The following is a 20,815-nucleotide window of genomic DNA, read 5'->3' on the forward strand; positions in this document are numbered from 1 at the left end:
AGCACGGTCAGCGCGGCGCGGGGCCGGTGGTGGTGCCGGGGCGGAGGATGGGCTGCCAGAGGACTTGCAGCTCGGCGGCCGCGGTGCCGTCGCGCAGGGCGGCGAGCATCTCGACCATCTTGCGGCCCGCCTCCGCGAGGCCGGGCTGGTCGATCACGGTCACGTGGGGCACCAGGGTGTCCTCCATCGGGCCCCACACGATGACCGACATCTCTTCGCCGATCTTGATGCCGGCATCGAGCAGCGCGCGCACGGCGCCGATGCCGGACAGGTGGTTGTCCACCACAATGGCGGTCGGGCGCGGCGAACAGGCCAGCAGGCGCTGGACGGCCTGGTAGCCCGAGCGCCGGTCATGCGCGCGGTCGACCAGGTAGCGCGGGTCGACCGGGAAGCCTGCCGCGTGCATCGCGTTGAGGAAGGCTTCGCGCCGCTGCTGCGCAAAGTTCAGCTCCAGCTGCGCGGAGATCATCGCGATACGCTCGTGCCCCAGCCCGACCAGGTACTCGATCGCCTGCGCGACCCCGGCATCGTGATCGTAATCGAACCATGCATAGGGCTGCCCGAGCACCGTGCGCCCATGCGCCACGAAAGGGAAATTCTGCTTGGCGAGGTACTCGATGCGCTGGTCATACACCAGTGTGCGCGCCACCACCAGGCCATCCACGCGGCGCCCGCGCAGCATCTGGTCATAGGCGCGCATCTCGTTTTCCGGCGACACGGGCGCGACGATCATGTTCATCCCGCGTTCCTCGGTGGCCGCGGCCATCGCGCCCACCACATTCAGGAACATGGGATCGCCGAGGTCCGTTTGCGCGAGCGGATAGATGATGCCGAAGATGTTGGTCCGACCCAGTGCCAGGCTGCGCGCCACCGGGTTGGCCTGGTAGCCCAGCGCCTGCGCCGCCGCCAGCACCTTCTCACGCGTGTTGGCGTTGACCTCCGGGTAGCCGTTCAGGGCGCGGCTCACCGTGGTTTTGGACATGCCCAGGGCCAGGGCGAGGCTTTTGAGATTCGTTGTCATGATTGCCGCAATGTCTAGACATCAGCCGGCGATTATAACCATGTCACCCTGCATTCCGGTCCACATGCCGCTTGAAGAAGAACAAACTCGCCAGCATCAGCCCAATCGGCACCAGCGTGAGGTAGAAGGCAAAGTGACCGTTGAAGCGCCCGAACACATAGCCTGTGATCAGCGAGCCAGTGGTCCCGCCCAACGCCGAGAAGATCACCAGCAGCCCGGTCATCGGTGCGTGCTGGTGCTTGGGCAGGGAGCTGAGCATGACCGAGTTGATGCCGGGGTAGATCGGCGCCATGAACAGGCCGATGAACGGGAACAGGAAGGCCGCCACCGGCGCCGTGGACCAGCTCACGTTCGGGTCCAGCGCCACGTTCTGCGTGAGCGGAAGCGCCAGCAGGACCATCGCGCCCATCGCCAGCACGCAGATGTTCATCACCGGGTACCAGTTCATGCGGCGCATGACATAGCCGGCGGACAGGCGGCCGACGGCCAGACAGAAGGCGTAGATGCTGGTCACTTGCACGCTCATGGCTGCGGGGAGCTTGAGGATCTCGTTGTTAAAGGTCGGCAGCCAGCTGCCCAGCGCCTGCTCCACCAGCACGTACAGGAAGGCGGTGAGCACGAACACGCACACCAGAGGACGCGCCATCAGGCCAAGCATCTCGAAGAAGTCGCGCACCGGGCCACTGCTGTCCGGCGGCGCCGCCTCGTGCTCGTCGAAGCTCGTGAACAGCACCAGCACGAACGTGAAAATGCACAGGGCGGACAAGAGCCAGTAGACATTCAGCCAGCTGTGCGACTGCGGATGGTCCGAATCGATGAAGTAGCCGAAGACCCAGTAGGCACTCAGCACGCCGATCATGAAGAAGCCTTCCAGCGTGTTGGTGATACCGGCGTGCTGCTTGCGGTCCGCCGCCACCAGGCCGATGGTGGAGTACACCGAGACCTTCACCAGCGCGAACGAAATGCCCACGCACAGGAATAGCAGCTTGGCCGTGCCGAACGCCGGGTACAGCGGCATGGCCAGCGTGGCGCATGCCACGATGGCGAGTGCGATCAGCATCGCCTTCTTGTACCCGAGCCGCGGCAGCCAGGAGGCGACCAGGAAGGACACGATGGCGATCGGCAGGTCCTTGAAACCTTCCAGCACGCTGGCCGAGGACTTGCTGATGCCGTAGTTGTTGATGACCTGGAGGATCACCGTGCCCACGGAGTTGAGCAGGATGGCAAAGACGAAGTAGATCAGAAATAGTGCGAGCAGAATCCGCTTTTTGTTCACGCTGTCTCCCTTATTGGTTTTTATGCGCGTTTGTTTCGGTACTCAGTAGTCTTGCAGACTGAATTTCTGCAGGGACGGTATCACACGGTCGGCCCGCGTCAGCACCTCCGGGCTGCCCACGCCAACGGCGTACATGCCCGCATCCTTGATCGATGCGACACCTGCGACGGCATCTTCGACGCCGAGGCAGTCCCCGGGTGCCACGCCGAGGTTCTGCGCCGCCGTCAGGAAGATCTCCGGGTGCGGCTTGCTGTTGGCGATGCGTGCCGCGTCCACCACATAGTCGAAGCGGTCGCGGATGCCCAGGCGGTCCAGCACCGTGAAGGCGTTCTTGCTGACGGAGGCGAGACCGGTCTTCAGGCCTGCCGCACGCACCTCTTCCAGCGCGCGCAGGGCGCCGGGCAGCAGGTCATCCGGCGTCATGGTCGCGATCAGCTGCTGGTAGTGGCGGTTCTTGGTATCCGCCAGCGCCAGCTTCTCGTCCTGCGTGTACGAGCGGGACCCGCGCGCGAGAATCAGGTCCAGGGAGCCCATGCGGTCCACGCCCTTCAGGTGTTCGTTGAAGGCTTCGTCGAACGGCACGCCTTCCGATTCGGCGAGGCGCTTCCACGCGAGATAGTGATAGTGGGCGGTGTCGGTGATGACGCCATCCAGGTCAAAGATCACGGCTTTGAAACGGCTCATGCTGCGTCTCCCATGCGTTGCGCGGGCTGGGTTTTCGAAAGCTTGACCTCGCGGCCATGGTGGGTGAATGCCAGCTCGTCCCCCTCCGCCAGCGTGTACATGGCGCCATGCGCGTCCACCACCACATCGAGCAGTGCGCCGCGCACGTGGACCTTGAAGCGGTAGCGCTGCCACTGCGCGGGCAGCGTCGGCGCAAAGCGCAGGGTGCCGTTCGAGAGGCGCATGCCTGCGAACCCATAGGCGACGCCCAGCCAGGTGCCCGCCATCGCCGCCGTATGCACGCCGTATTCAGTGTTGGCGTGGGTGTTATCCAGGTCCAGCCGCGCGGTCTCCATGAAGTATTCGTAGGCCTTGTCGCGATAGCCCACTTCCGCCGCGATGATGCTGAAGATGCAGGACGACAGCGACGAGTCGTGCGTCGTCACCCGTTCGTAGAAGTCGAAGTCGCGCTTCTTGTCGTCCAGCGTGAATTCATCGGAGAGCAGCAGCAGCGCCAGCACCACGTCGGCCTGCTTGCAAACCTGGTGGCGGTAGATCACCAGCGGGTGGAAATGCAGCAGCAACGGGTACTTGTCCTTCGGCGTATTCGCGAAGTCCCACGGCTTCTTGGACAGGAAGCTGTCGTCCTGCGCGTGGATGCCCAGCGTGTCGTCGTACGGCAGACGCATGCTGTCGCAGGCTGCGGTTAAGGCGGCCAGTTCGTCACCCCGCAGGTCGATCGCGGCGGCCACGCGGGCGTAATCGGCCGGGCGCTCGGCGCGCAGCCGCTCCGCCACCTGCACCGCAAAGCGCATATGCATGCGCGCCATGGCATTGGTGTAGTAGTTGTTGTTGACGATGGCCGTGTACTCGTCCGGCCCCGTCACGGCATTGAGGCAGAAGCGGCCCTGCATGTCGTAGCTGCCGATGCCGAGCCAGATACGCGCCGTCTCGAGCACGATCTCCGCGCCATATTGCGCGATGAAGTCGAAGTCCCCGGTCGCTTCCAGGTACAGGCGCACCGAGTAGGCCACGTCCGCATTGATGTGGTACTGCGCCGTCCCGGCCGGGAAGTAGGCCGAACATTCCTCGCCCGCGATGGTGCGCCACGGGTACAGCGCGCCCTGCTCGTGCGACATCGCGCGGGCGCGCTCGCGGGCCTTGGGCAGGCCGTGGTAGCGGTACTGCAGCAGCGCGCGGGCGATCTCGGGCTTGGTGAAGAGCAGGAACGGGAAGATGTAGATCTCGGTGTCCCAGAAGTAGTGGCCTTCGTAGCCTTCTCCGGTCACACCCTTGGCCGCGATATTGGTCTTGCCGTCCCGGCCCGCCGATTGCAGCAGGTGGTACTGGTTGAAGCGCACGCCCTGCTGCAAGGCGTCGTCGCCCACGATTTCCACGTCGGCCTGGCGCCAGAAGTCGGCCAGGTACGCGGACTGCTCGGCGGCCAGCGCGGCAAACATGGCGCTCGATGCATGCTTTAGCTCGTTCAATGCATGGGACGCCACATCATCTTCAGCCACGTCGCGCGAAGACACGTAAGCGATGACCTTACACAGCGTGACCGTGGCACCTTGTGCCAGCTGCGCCTCGAACGCCTGCCCCTCCCCTCGCCGCTCGACAAAAGCGCCCCCAACAACCGTCGTGTGCGTCGCCGTGGCCAGCAAAAAGCCACTGTTGCGCGTACGCTGCAGGACCAGGACCTGCGCATCATCGACGTCCCGCTGCACCACTTCCAGCGACGGCCCGGTCACCGCGGAGCCGACACGCGGATCGTCGCCCGCCAGCAGATTGGTCACGGCGCTGTCGACAAAGGACTCGATCCGCACCTGACCGCTGAAGTTCAGCGCCGTCACCGCATACTCCACCGCCGCCACATGCTTGCGCGCGAACGACACCAGCCTGCGCGACACGATGCGTACCTGCTTGCCACTGGCGGACTCCCAGTCGATGCGCCGCTCCAGCACCCCGGTGCGCACATCCAGCACCCGCTCATACGCCAGCATGCGCCCTGCCGCAGGATCGAAGGCCTCGCCCTCGACGAACAAGGCCACCCGCTTCGCATTCGGCACATTGAGCATGAACTCATTGGTGCGCGCCAGCCCGTAGGCGTTCTCGGGATAGTGAATCGGCTCGTTCTCGTAGAACCCGTTCAGGTAAGTGCCTTCCAGCGTCCCATCGGCCACCGTGCCGAAGTCCTCGTGCGTGCCGCGCATGCCGATGTAGCCATTCCCGAGCGCGAACAGCGTCTCGTGCAAAAACGCGCGGGCCGGGTCGAGCGCCTGCTCGCGGATGCACCAGGGTTCCGCCGGGAGGGCGCCTATGTTATCGATAACATTGTTCACTTCAGTGGTCCTGTTCGGGCTAATCGTTATGAGTGAAAGGGGGTCAGGTCTGCCGGACGATGAGGGTCGTCGGCAGGGTCTCGGAATGGACGGACTGGCCGTCGATCAGCGCCAGCATCTTCTTCGCCAGCAGCACCCCGCCATCGCGCAGGTACTGGTGCACGCTGGTCAGCGGCGGGACAAAGCTGGCCGCGCTGGGGGTGTCGTCGTAGCCGATCACGGAAATCGCATCGGGCACGCGCAGCCCCGCCTCGGTGAGTGCACGGATGGCGCCCATGGCCAGGTGGTCGCTGGCGGCAAGCAGGCCGTCGAAGGCCGCGCCCTTCTTCTTGAGCAGTGACGAGACGCTGTCGAAGCCCGCCTCGAAGGTGAAGGCCTTGGGGCGGATGATGTGCACCGTCGCACGCCCGGCCATGTGATCGATCAGGCCCGCGCAGCGCTCCTGCACCTCGGCGTGGTCCACGTCGCCCAGGAATACCAGCTTGCGCCGGCCCAGCTCCAGGAAGCGCTCCGCCGCCGACTGGCCGCCCTTGCGGTTGTCCGAACCCACCGTGACGTGCGTGGTATCGCCGTCCGGCGCACCCCACACCACCAGCGGCAGGCGGATGCCATCGAGTGCCTTGACCGCCTCGCCGTGCGAACCCTGGCCCAGCAGGATCACGCCATCGGCGCCCTGCACCGGCGCCGTGTCCAGCAGGTGCTTGGAGGTCAGCACCACGCTGTACCCGGCGGTGGTCAGCTCCTGCGTGATCCCGCCCAGCAGTTCGAGCGGATACGGATCCGACATCGGCCGCGCCTTCACCGGCGCCATCTCCACCACCACCGCCACCGAATACGAGCGTCGCATGCGCAGGTTGCGGGCGCTGATGTTCAAGCGGTAGCCCTGCTCGGCGGCGAGCTTCTGGATCTTCTCACGCGTCTTTTCGGTGACCAGGTCGCTCCCCCGCAGCGCGCGCGATACGGTGATCGTGGAGACGCCCGCCAGCTTGGCGAGATCTTCCATCGTCAGTCCGTTGTCGCTTTTTTGCGACGCATTCTTGGGGGCGGGCATAGGGATGTATTGCTGGGAAGTTACCGGTTTGAACGCATTATGACAGAAATTGTTTGCCCGTCGAGAAAAATGTTATCGATAACATTTTCGTTGACATCGATAACATTTCTTGTTTCAATGGCCCCACTTTGTGTTGACGGAAGACCATGACCAGCACGAAGACCGGCCGGAGACGCCGCCGCAGGCATACCAACAAGAGAGCACACACATGAAAACGCAAGCCTTTCCCCAGCTGTCGGCCATCGCCCTGGCCGTGCTGGCCCTGACCCAGCAAGCCCACGCCCAAACCACCGACGCCCAGGCCACCGCCCCTGCCGCCGGCGAGCAGAAAGCGGTCGCCCAGGAGATGCAGCAGGTCGTGGTAACCGGTTCCGCCACCAACGGCGTGCGCAAGCTGGACGCCACCTACTCCATCACCACCGCCAGCGAAGCCCAGATCAAGGAAGCCGCCGCCTCCAGCACGGCCGACCTGCTGAAGATCGTCCCCGGCGTGTTCGCCGAGTCCACGGGCGGCAACGCGGGCGCCAACATCGAGGTGCGCGGCTTCCCCTCGGGCGGCGACGCGCCGTTCGTGACGGTCCAGCTGAACGGCAATCCGCTGTACCCGGCGCCGACCCTGTCCTTCCTCGAGAACTCCTCCCTCTTCCGCATCGACGACACGGTCGATCACGTCGAGGTGCTGCGCGGCGGTCCGTCCACCGTGTTCTCCAACGGCCAGCCCGGCGCCACCATGAACTTCATCCTGAAGAAAGGCGGCGACGATCCCGAAGGGTCGGTGCGCTTCACCACCGGCACCGGCAACCAGCGCCGGGTCGATGCGGTCTACAGCGGCAAGCTGGCTGACAACTGGTACGGCATGATCGGCGGCTTCCACCGCACCTCGCAGGGCGTGCGCGACGCGCAGTTCCCGGCCGACGACGGCGGCCAGGTGAGCGCCAGCCTGACGCGCCGCCTGCAGGACGGCGAAGTGACCTTCTGGACCCGCGTCACCAACGACAAGAACGCCTTCTACACCGGCGTGCCGCTGGTCGCTGCCGCCAATTCCGGCGACCAGCCCAGCGCCTTCCCCGGCTTCGACCCGCTGACCGGCACCCTGGGCTCGAATGAACTGCGCAACGTGCGCCTCGAAGTGGGCCCCAACGGCCAGACCCTCAACAAGGACCTGGCCGATGGCCGCGGCCTGCACACCACCGTCGCGGGCATGGACTTCCAGCAGCGCATCAACGGCTGGAACGTGACCAACAAGGCGAGCTACCTGTCCGGCACCGCGCCGACCCTGGCCATCTTCACCGGCGACGCGCCGATGACCGCATCGGCCTACATTGCCAAGGCCGTGGCCTCGGCCAACGCGAATGCGGCCGTGGTGGCCGCAGCGGGCGGCCGCCTCGCGACCGGCGGCACCGCCACCTACAGCAACGGCGGCGGCGCGGTCGCGGGCAGCCAGCAGATCCTCTCGGCCGGCATCTGGTCGGTGGACAAGGACCTGAAATCCTTCACCGACGAACTGCGCGTGAACAAGGAGATCGCCCCAGGCCACACCCTGACCGCGGGCCTGTACTTCGCCGACTTCTCCACCCAGGACGAGTGGTACCTCGGGAACGGCACCCTGATGACCGCGCAGAACAACGCGCGCCCGGTCGACGTCAAGCTCGATAACGGCGTGGTGGTCTCCGGTGCCGGCCACGATGGCGCCTCCTTCTTCACCCTGGACGAGCGCTGGAACGGCCATAACACCGCCGGCTACCTGGCCGACGAGTGGAAGGTCAACGACCGCCTGAGCGTGGACGCGGGCGTGCGCTACGAGCAGCAGCGCGTGGACGGCACCATGTCCGTGCCCAAGTCGGTGGACCTGGATAACAACCCGCTCACCGTGTACAACAACAACGCCTCGGTGCTCTCGGGCGGGAACACCTCGATCCACCGCACCGACAAGGAGTGGTCGTATACCATCGGCGGCGGCTACAAGCTGGCCAAGGACATGAACCTGTTCGCCCGCATCAACTCCGGCGTGGCCTTCCCGCAGTTCGACACCCTGCGCGATTCCGCCGGCACCGCACCGGTGGTGAAGATCAAGCAGTACGAGGTCGGCTTCAAGACCGTCGGCACCCTGTACAGCGCCTACGTGACCGCGTTCCATACCGACTTCAAGGGCCTGCCGTTCAGCCAGATCCTGTCGGACGGCCGCCAGGTCAATGACATCGCCGGCTCCAGCGGCAACGGCGTCGAGTTCGAACTGGCCGTGCGCCCGATCCAGAACCTGCAGGTGTCCTTCACCGGCGACTGGCAGGACTCGACCTACAAGGACTTCCCGGCCGGTTCCGCCGCGGGCACCAACGGCAACCGCGTCCAGCGCCAGCCGAAGTTCCAGGCGCGCCTGACTCCGAGCTACCGCATCCCGATGGACTGGGGCTCGGTCAAGCTGCACGCCACCTGGACCACCATCGGCGACCGCTGGTCCGACACCCAGAACCTGCAGCTGCTGCCGGGGTATAAGACGCTCGACGCGGGCGTGCTGGTTTCGGTAGGCGATCGCGTGGACGTGCGCCTCACCGGTACCAACCTGACCAATGAGTTTGGCCTCACCGAAGGCAATGCCCGCATCATCGGCAGCGGCACTGGCGGCGTGGTGTTCGGGCGCCCGATCTTCGGGCGTGCGTGGGAAGCCTCGCTGACCTACCGCTTCTGATTTGTAGATCTTTCTGACCGTTCCCTCCTGGTCTTACCGGACAGGCTATGCTCATGGCCTGTCCGGTTTTTTATTTGAGTGACCGATGAAATTCCTTGCGCTCCTGCTGCTGCCCCTCGGCGTCCATGCCGCCGACGATCCGTGGTCGGTGGCCGCCACCCGGATCGATCCCGCCAAATATCACGGCGTCACCGTCGCCAACGGTGTCCTCGGCCTGGTCTCCTCCCCCGAACCGATGAAGGTGGCCGACGTGGTGCTGGCTGGTGCCTATGACACCTACGGCCGCGGGCGCGTGGACAACATCCTCAAGGGCTTCAATTTCATGAACATGACGCTGGACGTGAACGGCCAGCCCGTGAACGGCAGCACGGTGAACAACTTCACCCAGCGCCTGGACATGAAGAGCGCCCAGCTCGTGACGGACTTCGAGGTGCCGGGCAAGCTGCACGTGAAGCACACCCTGGCCGCCTTGCGCCAGCTGCCCTACTCCGCGCTGGCCGTGGTGGAGCTGACCGCACAGGCGGACGTGGACGTGACTCCCGCCAGCGTAATCGAGTCGCCCGACGTGCTGCGCGAGGTGAAGAACCTGTACGCGCTGATCGACCGGCCGCACGCCAGCATCGGCCTCACCACCTCCGTCGGCAAGAGCCCGTCCGGCCGCCACACCGTGGCTGCATCGACGGCCTTCATCTTCGAGAACGGCGAACGCGCCGCGTTGATTCACGAAGACTGGGACTACAACCGCCACTGGACCAAATTCACGCGCCACCTGACGAAGGGCGAGCGCTATACCTTCGCGGTCGCCGGTTCCATGCTCGCCTCCAGCCAGGTGGCCGACCCGCACAACGAAGCCGAACGCCTGACCATCTACGCCGCGCTGGAAGGCCGCGCGCGTTTGCTGGCCGCGCACCAGCGCGCGTGGGACCAGCTGTGGCGCAGCGATATCGTCATCGACGGCGACCCGGCCATCCAGCGCGACGTGCGCTTCATGCTCTACCACCTGTACTCGTTTGCGCGCGAGGGCACCAGCGACAGCCTCTCGCCGATGGGACTCTCGGGGCTCGGTTACAACGGCCACGTGTTCTGGGACGCCGAGCTGTGGATGTATCCACCCCTGCTGGTACTGCACCCGGAGCTGGCCAGGTCCATGCTCGAATACCGCTACCAGCGCCTGGACGCGGCGCGGCGCAACGCCTTCGCGCATGGCTACAAGGGCGCGATGTTCCCGTGGGAGTCCGCCAGCGAAGGCCAGGAGGCCACGCCCGTATGGGCGCTCACGGGGCCCTTCCAGCAGCACATCACCGGCTGCGTGGGCTGGGCCTTCTGGAAGTACTACCAGGCCACGCATGACAAAACGTGGCTGCGCGAGCGCGGCTACCCGGTGCTGAAGGAAGTGGCGGACTTCTGGGCCAGCCGCGTGGAGCGGCATGGGCCGGGCCACTACGACATCAATAACGTCATCGGCGCCAACGAGTGGCAGGAGAACATCGACAACAACGCTTTCACCAACGGCATGGCGATCACCGTGCTGCGCTACGCCGCGCAGGCAGCGCGTGAACTCGGTCTGGCGCCCAACCCGGACTGGGAACATGTAGCGGACAACATCCCGGTGCTCACCTTCCCCGACGGGACGACACGCGAGAACCGTACCTACGACGGAGTGCCGATCAAGCAGGCGGACGCGAATTTGCTGGCCTACCCTTTGAACATCGTCGTTGGCCGCGAGCGCATCGCGCGCGACCTGGCGTACTACGAAAAGCGCATGTCGCCCGAGGGCCCGGCCATGGGCTGGTCCACGCTGGCGACGCTGTACGCGCGCCAGGGCGATCCGGCCAAGGCGTACGCCATGTTCCAGCGCAGCTACCAGCCGAACAAGGTCGGCCCGTTCGGCGTGCTGGCCGAAACGGCGGGCGGCAGCAACCCGTATTTCGCCACCGGCGCGGGCGGGACGCTGCAGACCATGATCTTCGGCTTCGGCGGGGTCGACCTCACCGATGCAGGCGTGGTGCAGCGCCCGGCCGTGCTGCCGACGGGCTGGAAAGGTGTGCGCGTCGTGCGGGATGGCGCCGCGCCGTGACAAAAAAGTTGAATTATTGCCACTTTTGTCCTACGCTGAGGGCTGTCGCAACGATAACAACCGGTCGTGGCCACAACCCTCACCCTTTCCAGCCTCACCAGTCTCCAGGCGCAGCTCGTGCAGGCGCAGCGCGTCGTCGCGCGTGACCAGGCGCAGGTGGACGCTGACCAGTCCGCGCTGGAACAAAGCCAGCGCCAGCTGGCGCGCGACGCCCGCTCGCTGGACTCCCTGTACGACCGCCGCCGCGAAGCCGTCGGCCCGCCCTCGGCACCTGCCATCGACACCGTCCTCCGTTCGCAGTCCAGCGCCGCCACCGGCACCCTGCGCAGCTCCGTCAACAGCGAAGGCCAGCCCCTCGGCCGCCTGATCAACATCGCGGCCTGACCCGCTGTACTGGCGCGCGGCCTTGCGTGCCGCGTCTCGACCTGTTTGCCTTTGCGGTGAAGGCTCGGGAGCTATCCGACCCTGTATAGTCCTTTTTTCCCCGCTCCTCCTTAGCCCCACTCTTTTGCACTCTTTTCTCCTCTAACGAGTGCAGGCAGCACTCTTTTGAACGCTTTTGCGACTCATCGGTCTAAAAAAGAGTGTGAACAAGATCTCTTTGAGTGCGAAAGCGTCTGTTCAACAACTAAAAAGAGTGCAGATGAGGAGAAAAAGATGACGAACAAGATCTACACGTCTCCCGTGGCCGCGTACGTCGAATTCGACACTTACCGGGCCCTGGAGACCTACCTTCTCGATGTCCGCCACCCGAGCAATATTCACGTCGTGATCACGCTGGCCGTGCGCGAATGGCTGGCCAACGCCCGCCGTCGCGCCGCCGACGCACCGAGCACGAACGTGCGGGGCTATCTTTGGAAGAACCTGTTCCTGCCCGACGGCACCCGCCTGCGCACCGAGGTGGCCGGTACGGTCTGGTACGCCACCGTGCAGGGAGACCGCCTCATTTGCGACAACGAACCCACCTCGCCACACCGCTTCGCCAATCGTTTCGGCCAGGCCGGGCGCAATGCATGGAAGACGATCAGCTTGCTCTTCCCCTACGAAACACAGTGGCGTCCGGCCGCATCTTGCCGGGCTCAACAACCGAACGGCCTCTACGGATAGGCGCATCTTGAACGCACTCGGTTGCGCCGCGTTCAAACTCTTTTGTCGGGATAAACGCACTCAAAGGCACTCCTGCGCATCTCAAACGCACTCAGAACTTTTCAGAAGCGTCTCGTTTGCGCGCGAAAGAGTGCGGCTTGATCTCGAAAGAGTGCGAAAGAGTGCAAAAGAGTGCGGCCGAGGAGGAAACCGTTGTTTTCAAGGTGTCCCCCCCGCCCGGTCCCCCGAGCGGCCCGGCCGCATCACGATCGCGTGGCAGCGCGGGCCGAAATCTGGCTATGATGGCCTCACCGCCACTTCCGGAGCCGCCATGCCGATCCAGCCCCAGCAACTCGCCAAGCTGATGCACGAGGTGGAACTCGAAGACCCGATCGATTTCGCCGACCTCCCCTTCCCCGAGCAGGAGCTGCGCGAGCTGGTGGCCACGCACCTGTGCGAGATGGCCGCGTCGATGGAGAGCTTCAGCACCGAAGACAAGCTCATGACCCTGCTGGCCGTCTCCGCCAAGCTGGTGCTGGAAAACATGGTGCTAAACGTGCAGCTGCTGCGCCGCCACGGCCAGCCCGTCAGCGACAGCGTCGAGGCCCTGCTCAGCCGCCTGCGCCGCCCCGGCGAACCGCCGCCCTCAGCCTGAGCTGCCCCCTGCCGGGGGGCGTTACCCCGGTTTGTATGCATGCTAGACTCGCGCCCAGTCTCAACTTGCATACAGGAAATATCATGATTGCGTGGACCCGGCTGCTCGCCGCGCTGACCTTCGCGCTCACTGCCACCCTCGCCCACGCGGGCGACCCGAACGACGTGCCGGGCACCGCCGATCACCCGCAGGTGACGCGCTTCCCCAACTTCCATCTCGACACCAGCGCCCAGAGCGACTACAACGAATTCGCTTTTCCGGTGAAGGGCAACCAAACCACCACCAAAGGCGGCAAGCACTGGGTGATCGACTACGTGCTGAACGAAGGCGCGCGCGCGCCGAGCCAGGCGGAGCTGGTCAAGAACTACGAGAACGCCTTCAAGAAAGTCGGCGGCGCGCTGGTGTTTCGCGGCCCCTATGGCAACGAGGCGACCTACCGCCAGCCCATGGACGGCGGCGGCGAGCGCTGGATGCTGCTGCACGTGACCAGTGACTTCCGCTATACGGTGACCATCGTCGACGTCGCGCCGATGGAGCAGAAGCTGGAGTTCGACGCGGGCCAGATGGCCGAGGCAATCAAGAAGAATGGCTTCGTCGCGCTGAACGGCATCCTGTTCGACACCGGCAAGGCGACCATCCAAGGCGAATCGCAGCCGCTGATCGCCGAGATGGTGACGCTGCTGAAGAACGACCCGTCGCTCAAGCTCACCGTGGTCGGCCACACCGACAACGTGGGCGACAAGAAGGCCAACCTGGACCTGTCGAAGAAGCGCGCGGACAGCGTGATGAGGGCGCTGGTGGCCGGCGGCATCGACGCCAAGCGCCTCAAGGCCGACGGTAAGGGCGACACCCAGCCCTCGTCCGACAACCGCACCGAGGAAGGCCGCGCGAAGAACCGCCGCGTGGAACTGGTCAAAGCCTGATCGTTATTTTTCCGAGAACCCACATGATTATCTGGACCAAATGGCTGGCCGCGCTCCTGCTGGCTTTCGTTTCCGCTTTCGCGCTGGCCGGCGACCCGGCCGACAACGAAGGCACCGTGGAGCACCCGGACATCGCGCGCTTCCCGAACTTCTTCATCGATAACAGCCAGCACAATGACTTCAACGAAGTCGCGTTCCCCGTCAAGACGGGCACCGTGACCAAGGGCGGCAAGTTCTGGTTCGTCGACTACATCCTCAAGGAAGGTGCGCGCCAGCCGAGCACCGTGGAACTGGCCCGCAACTACGAGAATGCCTTCAAGAAGGCCGGTGGCAGCCTTCTGTTTCGCAACGCGGACGGCGACATGACCTTCCGCCAGCCGCTGCCCGGTGGCGGCGAGCGCTGGATGCTGATGCAGGTGCAAAACGACGGCTTCCGCTACCAGCTCACCATCGTCGACGTGGCGGCCATGGAGCAGAAGCTGGAGTTCACTTCGACGCAGATGGCCGATGCGATCAGGAAGGATGGCTTCGTGGCGCTGAACGGCATCCTGTTCGACACCGGCAAGGCGACCATCCAGGCGGAATCGCAGGCGTTGATCGCTGAGGTGGTGGCCCTGCTGAAGAACGACTCGTCCCTCAAGCTGACGGTGGTCGGCCACACGGATAACGTGGGCGACAAGAAGGCCAACCTGGACCTGTCGAAGAAGCGTGCGGACGCGGTGCTGAAGGCACTTGCGGCCGGCGGCATCGATGCCAGGCGCCTGAAGGCCGACGGCAAGGGCGACACGCAGCCGGTGGCGGACAACCGCACCGAAGATGGCCGCGCGAAGAACCGCCGCGTGGAGCTGGTCAAGTCCTGACGTGACAAGGGCCGCGCGCAGGCGGCCCTTTGCTGTACGAGGATCAGGCCGCGCGCCGCGGCCTCCTGATCAAACCCGTTCGGCCTCGAACGACAGGTTGCGCGCCAGCCGCGCCATGAAGCGCAGGCGGTCGCGGTCCCAGGGCGTGAAGCGCGGCAGCTGGAACAGGTCCGTGTTGTCGCTGCGGCCCCAGGCTGTGGACACGGCAGCCTCGAACCCGAGTTCGCGCGCGAGCGCCACGTGTTCGGGCAGGTAGTCTTGCCGTGGCTTGCCGTTCGGGTAGGCGAACAGGCGCAGGGGCTGGCCGATCATCGTTTCCAGTTCCGCCTTGCCGGTCGCGATTTCGCGCCGCGCCGCATCGAGCGGCAAGCGGGCCAGGATCGGGTGGTTGACCGTGTGGCCGCCGATCTCCATGCCGCCCTCGTGCAGCTCGCGCACCTGGGCGGTGGTCATCATCAGATCATCCGGCAGGGCCAGGCCGGTGGATTGCACCAGCCGATTGACCTGCTCCAGCCGCTCTTCCATCGGCACATACTTCAGTTGCATGATCAGCGCTGGAACGGCCGCACGCTTCTCTTCGATGGTGCGGGTGGCATGCACGGGGTAGCCGAGCGCACTCGCATCGATCTGGTCCGGCGCCGCGCGCACCATTTCGATGATGGTGTCGTTCCACATGCGGCCCCCGTTGAGGAAGCCGGTGGCGACAAAAAAGGTCGCATGCAGGCCGAGGCGGCGCAGGATGGGCAACGCGTTGGTGGCGTTGTCCGCATAGCCATCATCGAAGGTGATGCACGCCGCGCGCGGCGGCAGCGTGCCGGCCCGTGCGCGTGCCACGGCCTCCGGCAGCGGCAGCACATTGCAGCAGGCTTTCACCAGCTGCATCTGGCGCTCGAACTCCACGCAGTCCACCTCACCGGGGAACAGCGGGTCCGGCTGCGGCAGCACGCGGTGGTAGATCAGGATCGACAGCCCGCGCCGCCCGCCGGGGGACATCAGGCGCATGGCCGCGCGGCCGAGCAGGTTGAAATCGAACTGGGTCATGAGTGGGCTCTCTTCGGTACGCGGGCCGGTTCCAGCTCCGCCTGCACCGCATCGGGCGGCAGGGGGAGGTCCGCGCCGAGGGCTGCCGCCTTTGCTGCTGCGGACTTGGCCGCCTTCTCGGCTGCCGCTTTTGCCGCCAGCTCCTTCTTGACCACCTGCTGGGTCGCCACCAGCGCGCACATGATGTAATACGGGACATCGAAGTACACGAGGCTCAGGAACGCACCCCCGACCGCAAAGCCGAGCAGCCCGACCTGGCTCATGGTCGACAAATGCACCGCCCATTTGAGGTCCGGATAGGGCTTGGCGTGCTTGATGTTCCAGCTACCCGTGCGCCAGGTGAAGAACCCGAGCAGCAGGTAGAGACCCAGGCCGACGAAGCCATGCTCGCCCAGTGCCTGGAAATAAATCGAATGCGCCGCGTGGATGTCCTTGGGCTCCGGCGCGTACATCGCAAACACGTCCGGCGTGTAGACCTCGAAGCCACCGCCCAGCGGCCGGTCCAGCGCCAGGTTGGTCGCCATCTTCCACGCGTTGATGCGGCCCATGGCGGAAGCATCTTCCTCGTAGGTCTTGACGGTGTCGACCCGCTCGAACCATTTACTCGGCATGAACATCAGCATGGCCGGCGCCAGCACCAGGATGGCCAAGCCGGTCTTGCCCTTGTTGGAGCTCTTCAGCCACAGGAACAAACACATGGCCGCCAGCGCGATGGCCGCACCGCGCGAATATGAGCCGAGGGCGGACAGCGCGCACAGCGCGGTTGACAGCGCGATGCCGCGCTTGGCCCACTTGTTCTGCACCAGCGAGATACAGTAGATCATCAGCGGGATGATCATGATGAGCGCCAGCGCGATCTCGTTGTTCCCTTCGATGAAGGTGCCCGCCGGGCCCCAGACCCGATCCCCGCCGCCGCTGCGGATGGTGAAGATGCCGCCCTTGACGCCGTAGTAGGCCAGCGAGAACACCGTGCAGCCGATCACCGCGTTGATGTGCTCTTTTTCCTTCATGAGCATCAGCACCACCAGCGTCATGCCGAAAATCTTCATGACCTTGACCCACTGGTCGTAGCCCGCCTCCGGGTGGATCGCCGCGATGGCGGTGATGCACATCCACAGCATGAAGGCGAGGAAGGTGCCGGTGACGGGCGTGAGCGGCAGCTTCTTGGGCCCCTTGTGGGTGACCAGGGCCAGCACCGCGACCCCGCTGATGATGGCCGCGAAGGGGAACGAGCGCGCCCAGCCCCAGCCCTGCGAGTGCAGGTTCATCACGCTAATCCACACCCACATCACCGCACCGAAGTACGGCTTCTTGAAGATATACGGCAGCGACCCGAAGACCAGCAGCGCGACGAGTATGTCCCTCATGCCCGGCTATCCACCTTGCTGATCACGTAGCGGAACTTGCCTGACTTCTCGGGCAGGATCTCCGGCACCTGCTCGACCTCGATCTCCACTTCGGCACCAAGGCGGGCGCGGAAGCCCTTGACGATCTGCGCGCGGATGGCGTCGTCCAGTGGCTGTTCCAGCACCACCTGCACCCGCGTCAGGTCCAGCGACTCCTGCACGATCTTGAAGGACTTCACGACCGGCATGTCGCGCAGGATGTACACCAGCGCCAGGCCATGCATCACCGTGCCGTCGCGCGCGACCAGGAAGTCGGTGCTGCGGCCCTGGATCTCCTTCAGCAGCGGCAGCCCGCGGCCACAGGCGCACTGCTCGGAACCCAACACCCCGATGTCGCCGGTGCGGTAGCGGATGAAGGGGAAGTCGCCGGTGGCCAGGTGGGTCACCACGATCTCGCCCGCCTCGCCGGGCGCCACGGGCTGGCCCTGCTGGTCGAGCGTCTCGACGATGATGTCTTCCGCCGTGATGTGCATGCTCCCGGCCGGGCATTGGTGGGCGATGAAGCCCGCATCGCGCCCGCCGTAGCCGTTGGCCACCGGGCAGCCGAAGGTGCGTTCGATCTGGGCGCGCTGCTCGTCGTACAGCTTTTCGGAGGTGACGAAGGCCACGCGGATACCCAGGTCGTCCATGCGCTGGCCGCGCGCCTCGGCATGCCGCGCGATGTGGGACAGCGCGGACGGATAGCCGAACAGCATGCGGGGCTTGCGCTCGCGGATGCGGGCCACGAAAGAATCCAGCTTCGCTTCCGACATCTCGAAGGCAGGGAGCAGCTCGGTGCGCAGCAGCGTGTCGCGCACGGCGCGCATGCGGTCCTGCGCACCCAGTTCGATGGGCGAGCCCCAGACCACGATCTCGCGGTCGCCGATGTCCACATCCCACCAGCGGGTGGCGCGCCACTTGGCCGCCACGTCATGGCTGACGCGCTCCTTGCCGATGTAGAAGATCAGCGGCTCGCCGCTGGAGCCGCCGGTGTTGAAGCGCGCCAGCGTGCCTGCGTCTTCGGCGCGGATGCCGTCGCTGTGGGCGCGGATCGTGGGCTTGTCCAGCAGCGGCAGGCGCTCCAGGTCCTTGAGCGAGGTGATGGCCGCCGGGTCGAAGCCGATGCGCTGGAAGGTATCGCGGTAGTACGGCGACTTGGACCCGGCCCGCACCAGCAGCGCGCGCAGGCGTTCCAGCTGCAGGGCGCGCAGGCGTTCGGGGGACCAGTACTGGGTCTCCTCCATGCGCTTGCGCACCGCCACCGTGCGGTGCTTCTTGAGCAGTTCGTGGACCGGGAACAGCAGCCCGGAAATCAGGGCGGTGTAGGGTCCAGGGGTCAGGTTCTTCGTCATGGGGTGGTGGCTGCTTTGGCCGCGCGCGGCCGGATCACGCTATGGTACACGCCGAGCAGGCGCGGTTTCACATTCGTCCAGGTGAATTGTTGTACGTGCCGCAGTCCGTTCTCGCGCAGGCGCGCGGCCAAAGCCCGGTCCTGGGCCACGCGGACAATGGCGTCGGCCATGGCGCGCGGGTCCTGCGGCGGCACCAGGAGGGCCGTTTCGCCGTCCTGCACGATGTACGGGACGCCGCCCACGCGGGTGCTCACCACCGGCACGCCGCAGGCCAGCGACTCCAGCACCGAGTTGGGCGTGTTGTCGATCAGGGTCGGGTTGACCATCACGTCGGCGGCCTGGTACAGGGCGGCCATGCCGGCGTTGTCCACGCGGCCGGTGAAAGTCACCACGTCCTTGAGCCCCAGCTCCGCCGCCAGCTGCTCCAGCTCCGCGCGCAGCGGGCCGCTGCCCGCCACCGTCATGCGCGCCTGCGGGCAGCGTTCGCGCACCAGCGGCAGCGCGCGAATCGCGGTGGCGTTGTCGTAGATCGGCTCCAGGTTGCGGGCGATGAGGATGTGGGGCTCGATTGCGCCTGCGCGCAGCGGAACAGGATTGAAGCGTTCCAGGTTGACGATGTTGGGGACGATCTCGCACACAAAGCCGAAGCGGCCGAACACATCCTGCAGGAAGCCGGAGGGCACGATGGTGCGGTCCACGCGCTTGAGCGAGAAGCCCACTACCTTCTGCGCCTTGCGGAAGAAGCTCTCCGCCTCGCCGCCCCGGTAGTTGACCACCACCGGCGTGCCGCGCAGGTGGCCGATCCAGATCGCCGGTGCCGCGAACAAATGCCAGGACCAGCCGGAATTGGCCATCACGTGGAACACGTCCACGCGGCCCGCGGCGGACCACAGGTGCGCGAGGTAGGGCACGAGGCGGAACAGCGCGCGCACGCCCTTGATGCGGCCCGCCCATTCCGGCTTGTAGGGCGCGTTCATGCGCACCATCTCGACCTCCACCCCTTCATTGCGGAGCAGGACTTGCAGCTGGAGGGTCTGGTTGGGCATCCCGCCCGAGGGCGGCGGCAGCGGGCCAACGAGGCCCAGGCGCAGCGCGCCCGGGCCGGAGCTCTGGCCGCTGCCATCCATCTCAGGCTTCCTTCCGAACGAGCGCGCCGTAGACACGCTTGTAGCGCGCCACGCTGGCAGCCCAGTTGCGTTCATTTTCGACGAAGGCCCGGCCCTGCACGCGCAGCGCGGGCCAGCTGCCCGGGTCGGCCAGCAGCGCGGAGACCTTGTCCGCCAGCGCGGCCGGGTCGGAGGCGCGGAACAGCACCCCGGTCTTGCCGTCTTCAATCAGTTCATGGTGGCCGCCCACGTCGGACGCGGCCAGGATGCGGCCCTGTGCCATCGCTTCCAGAGGCTTGAGGGGCGTGACCAGGTCGGTCAGGCGCATCTTCAGGCGCGGGTAGACCAGCACGTCCACCAGGTCGTAGTAGCGCTGCACTTCGCTGTGCGGCACGCGGCCAGTGAAGATCACCTTGTCGGCGATGCCGAGGTCCTTGGCCTGCTGCTTCAGGTTCGCGTCCTGCACCCCGCCGCCGACCAGCAGCAGGCGCACGTCCGGCTGTTTCTTCAGGATCGCGGGCAGCGCGTCCAGCAGCACGTTCAGGCCCTCGTAGGCGTAAAAGGAGCCGATGAAACCCAGCACTTGCTTGCCCTCAAGGCCCAGCTGGCGCGCCAGCGCTTCATCGCGCACGCCGCCGACCGTGAAGTCCTCGACGTCCACCGCATTCGGAATCACCGTGACCTTGTCCGCCGGGATGCCGCGGGTGGCGACGATCTCGCCGCGCAGCCCTTCGCAGATCGTGGTGACCGCATTCGCGCGGCGCACCGCATGCGTCTCCAGCGCTCGCGTGATGCGGTAGCGCAGGCCCCACTCCTTGCTGGTGCCGTGGTCCACGGCCGCGTCTTCCCAGAAGGCGCGGATCTCGTACACCACCGGGATGCCCAGCTTGCGGCCGACGCGCAGCGCGGCGATCGCGTTCAGGGCGGGCGAGTGGGCGTGGATGATGTCCGGCTTGACCTCCTGCGCCACTTCCAGCAGGCGCGCGGCCAGCGCATCGATCACCGCCAGCTGGTTCAGCACCGGCAGCTTGCTCTTCCAGCTGGTGGAGGCGGGCGTGCGGTAGAAGCACAGGCCGTCCACCGTTTCGTGCGCGTCCTTGGACGCTCCCTGCTTGGTGCTGGTGATGTGGAAGGTTTCCCAGCCCAGCGCGCGCTGCTGGCGCAGGATCGCGCGCGTGCGGAAGGTGTAGCCGCTGTGCAGCGGGATCGAGTGGTCCAGCACGTGCAGCACGCGCAGCGGGGCGGGATTGTTGGAGTTGGAGTTGGAGTCGCGCATATTCATCACTCGCCT

At 65.7% G+C, this 20,815-nt stretch carries 17 protein-coding genes; 7 read left to right on the forward strand and 10 right to left on the reverse strand.

The features are described from left to right. Positions 1 to 7: 7 nt before the first annotated feature. The 5 genes from E4L96_RS01220 to E4L96_RS01240 are packed head-to-tail and all read right to left on the reverse strand — an operon-like array spanning position 8 to position 6,305. Positions 8 to 1,021 (reverse strand): substrate-binding domain-containing protein, encoded by a 1,014-nt coding sequence (locus E4L96_RS01220; protein ID WP_135205421.1) that lies wholly within the window; start codon positions 1,019 to 1,021, stop codon positions 8 to 10. 43 nt (positions 1,022 to 1,064) lie between these two features. Next, on the reverse strand, positions 1,065 to 2,297 hold the full coding sequence (locus E4L96_RS01225) for an MFS transporter (protein ID WP_135205422.1): 1,233 nt from the start codon (positions 2,295 to 2,297) through the stop codon (positions 1,065 to 1,067). A gap of 42 nt (positions 2,298 to 2,339) precedes the next feature. Next, a complete protein-coding gene (gene pgmB, locus E4L96_RS01230) occupies positions 2,340 to 2,981 on the reverse strand; it encodes a beta-phosphoglucomutase (RefSeq protein WP_135205423.1) in 642 nt (213 codons plus the stop codon). Further along, complete coding sequence (locus E4L96_RS01235) at positions 2,978 to 5,302, reverse strand: glycoside hydrolase family 65 protein (protein ID WP_229414171.1); 2,325 nt, start codon at positions 5,300 to 5,302, stop codon at positions 2,978 to 2,980. The genes pgmB and E4L96_RS01235 overlap by 4 nt, the downstream gene beginning before the upstream one ends. A gap of 43 nt (positions 5,303 to 5,345) precedes the next feature. Then, positions 5,346 to 6,305, reverse strand: a complete 960-nt coding sequence (locus tag E4L96_RS01240; RefSeq protein WP_229414172.1) for a LacI family DNA-binding transcriptional regulator — start codon at positions 6,303 to 6,305, stop codon at positions 5,346 to 5,348. A 256-nt stretch (positions 6,306 to 6,561) separates the two neighbouring features. Between E4L96_RS01240 and E4L96_RS01245 the strand changes: the two genes are divergently transcribed. The 7 genes from E4L96_RS01245 to E4L96_RS01275 all read left to right on the forward strand — a co-directional run bounded on the left by E4L96_RS01245 (position 6,562) and on the right by E4L96_RS01275 (position 14,640). Beyond that, positions 6,562 to 9,039 (forward strand): TonB-dependent receptor, encoded by a 2,478-nt coding sequence (locus E4L96_RS01245; RefSeq protein ID WP_135205425.1) that lies wholly within the window; start codon positions 6,562 to 6,564, stop codon positions 9,037 to 9,039. A gap of 85 nt (positions 9,040 to 9,124) precedes the next feature. Next, positions 9,125 to 11,116 (forward strand): kojibiose hydrolase, encoded by a 1,992-nt coding sequence (locus tag E4L96_RS01250; protein WP_135205426.1) that lies wholly within the window; start codon positions 9,125 to 9,127, stop codon positions 11,114 to 11,116. Between the two features lie 66 nt (positions 11,117 to 11,182). Further along, positions 11,183 to 11,500 (forward strand): hypothetical protein, encoded by a 318-nt coding sequence (locus E4L96_RS01255; RefSeq protein WP_135205427.1) that lies wholly within the window; start codon positions 11,183 to 11,185, stop codon positions 11,498 to 11,500. 273 nt (positions 11,501 to 11,773) lie between these two features. Continuing rightward, a complete protein-coding gene (locus tag E4L96_RS01260) occupies positions 11,774 to 12,223 on the forward strand; it encodes a hypothetical protein (protein ID WP_135205428.1) in 450 nt (149 codons plus the stop codon). Between the two features lie 310 nt (positions 12,224 to 12,533). After that, a complete protein-coding gene (locus tag E4L96_RS01265) occupies positions 12,534 to 12,857 on the forward strand; it encodes a hypothetical protein (protein ID WP_135205429.1) in 324 nt (107 codons plus the stop codon). 83 nt (positions 12,858 to 12,940) lie between these two features. Next, the gene (locus E4L96_RS01270) at positions 12,941 to 13,780 is read left to right on the forward strand and encodes an OmpA family protein (RefSeq protein WP_167758562.1); all 840 of its coding nucleotides are present in this window, start codon (positions 12,941 to 12,943) and stop codon (positions 13,778 to 13,780) included. 23 nt (positions 13,781 to 13,803) lie between these two features. Beyond that, positions 13,804 to 14,640: an OmpA family protein gene (locus E4L96_RS01275; RefSeq protein ID WP_135205431.1), complete on the forward strand. Its 837-nt coding sequence runs from the start codon at positions 13,804 to 13,806 to the stop codon at positions 14,638 to 14,640. A 69-nt stretch (positions 14,641 to 14,709) separates the two neighbouring features. Here the strand turns inward: E4L96_RS01275 and E4L96_RS01280 are convergent, their stop codons facing one another. Genes E4L96_RS01280 through E4L96_RS01300 form a run of 5 tightly spaced genes read right to left on the reverse strand, consistent with a single transcriptional unit; the run spans position 14,710 to position 20,761 of the window. Continuing rightward, positions 14,710 to 15,681, reverse strand: a complete 972-nt coding sequence (locus E4L96_RS01280; RefSeq protein ID WP_229414173.1) for a polysaccharide deacetylase family protein — start codon at positions 15,679 to 15,681, stop codon at positions 14,710 to 14,712. Then, positions 15,678 to 17,048 (reverse strand): putative O-glycosylation ligase, exosortase A system-associated, encoded by a 1,371-nt coding sequence (locus E4L96_RS01285; protein WP_135205432.1) that lies wholly within the window; start codon positions 17,046 to 17,048, stop codon positions 15,678 to 15,680. The genes E4L96_RS01280 and E4L96_RS01285 overlap by 4 nt, the downstream gene beginning before the upstream one ends. Further along, entirely contained in the window at positions 17,045 to 18,418 is a 1,374-nt protein-coding gene (locus E4L96_RS01290; protein WP_135205433.1) for a phenylacetate--CoA ligase family protein, read from the reverse strand. Before E4L96_RS01290 ends, E4L96_RS01285 begins: the two co-directional genes overlap by 4 nt. Further along, entirely contained in the window at positions 18,415 to 19,545 is a 1,131-nt protein-coding gene (locus E4L96_RS01295) for a glycosyltransferase family 4 protein (RefSeq protein ID WP_135205434.1), read from the reverse strand. The genes E4L96_RS01290 and E4L96_RS01295 overlap by 4 nt, the downstream gene beginning before the upstream one ends. A 1-nt stretch (position 19,546) precedes the next feature. Continuing rightward, positions 19,547 to 20,761 (reverse strand): TIGR04063 family PEP-CTERM/XrtA system glycosyltransferase, encoded by a 1,215-nt coding sequence (locus tag E4L96_RS01300; protein ID WP_135205444.1) that lies wholly within the window; start codon positions 20,759 to 20,761, stop codon positions 19,547 to 19,549. Positions 20,762 to 20,815: the final 54 nt, after the last annotated feature.

The sequence above is a fragment of the Zemynaea arenosa genome (assembly GCF_004614185.1).
GTDB lineage: Bacteria > Pseudomonadota > Gammaproteobacteria > Burkholderiales > Burkholderiaceae_D > Telluria > Telluria arenosa.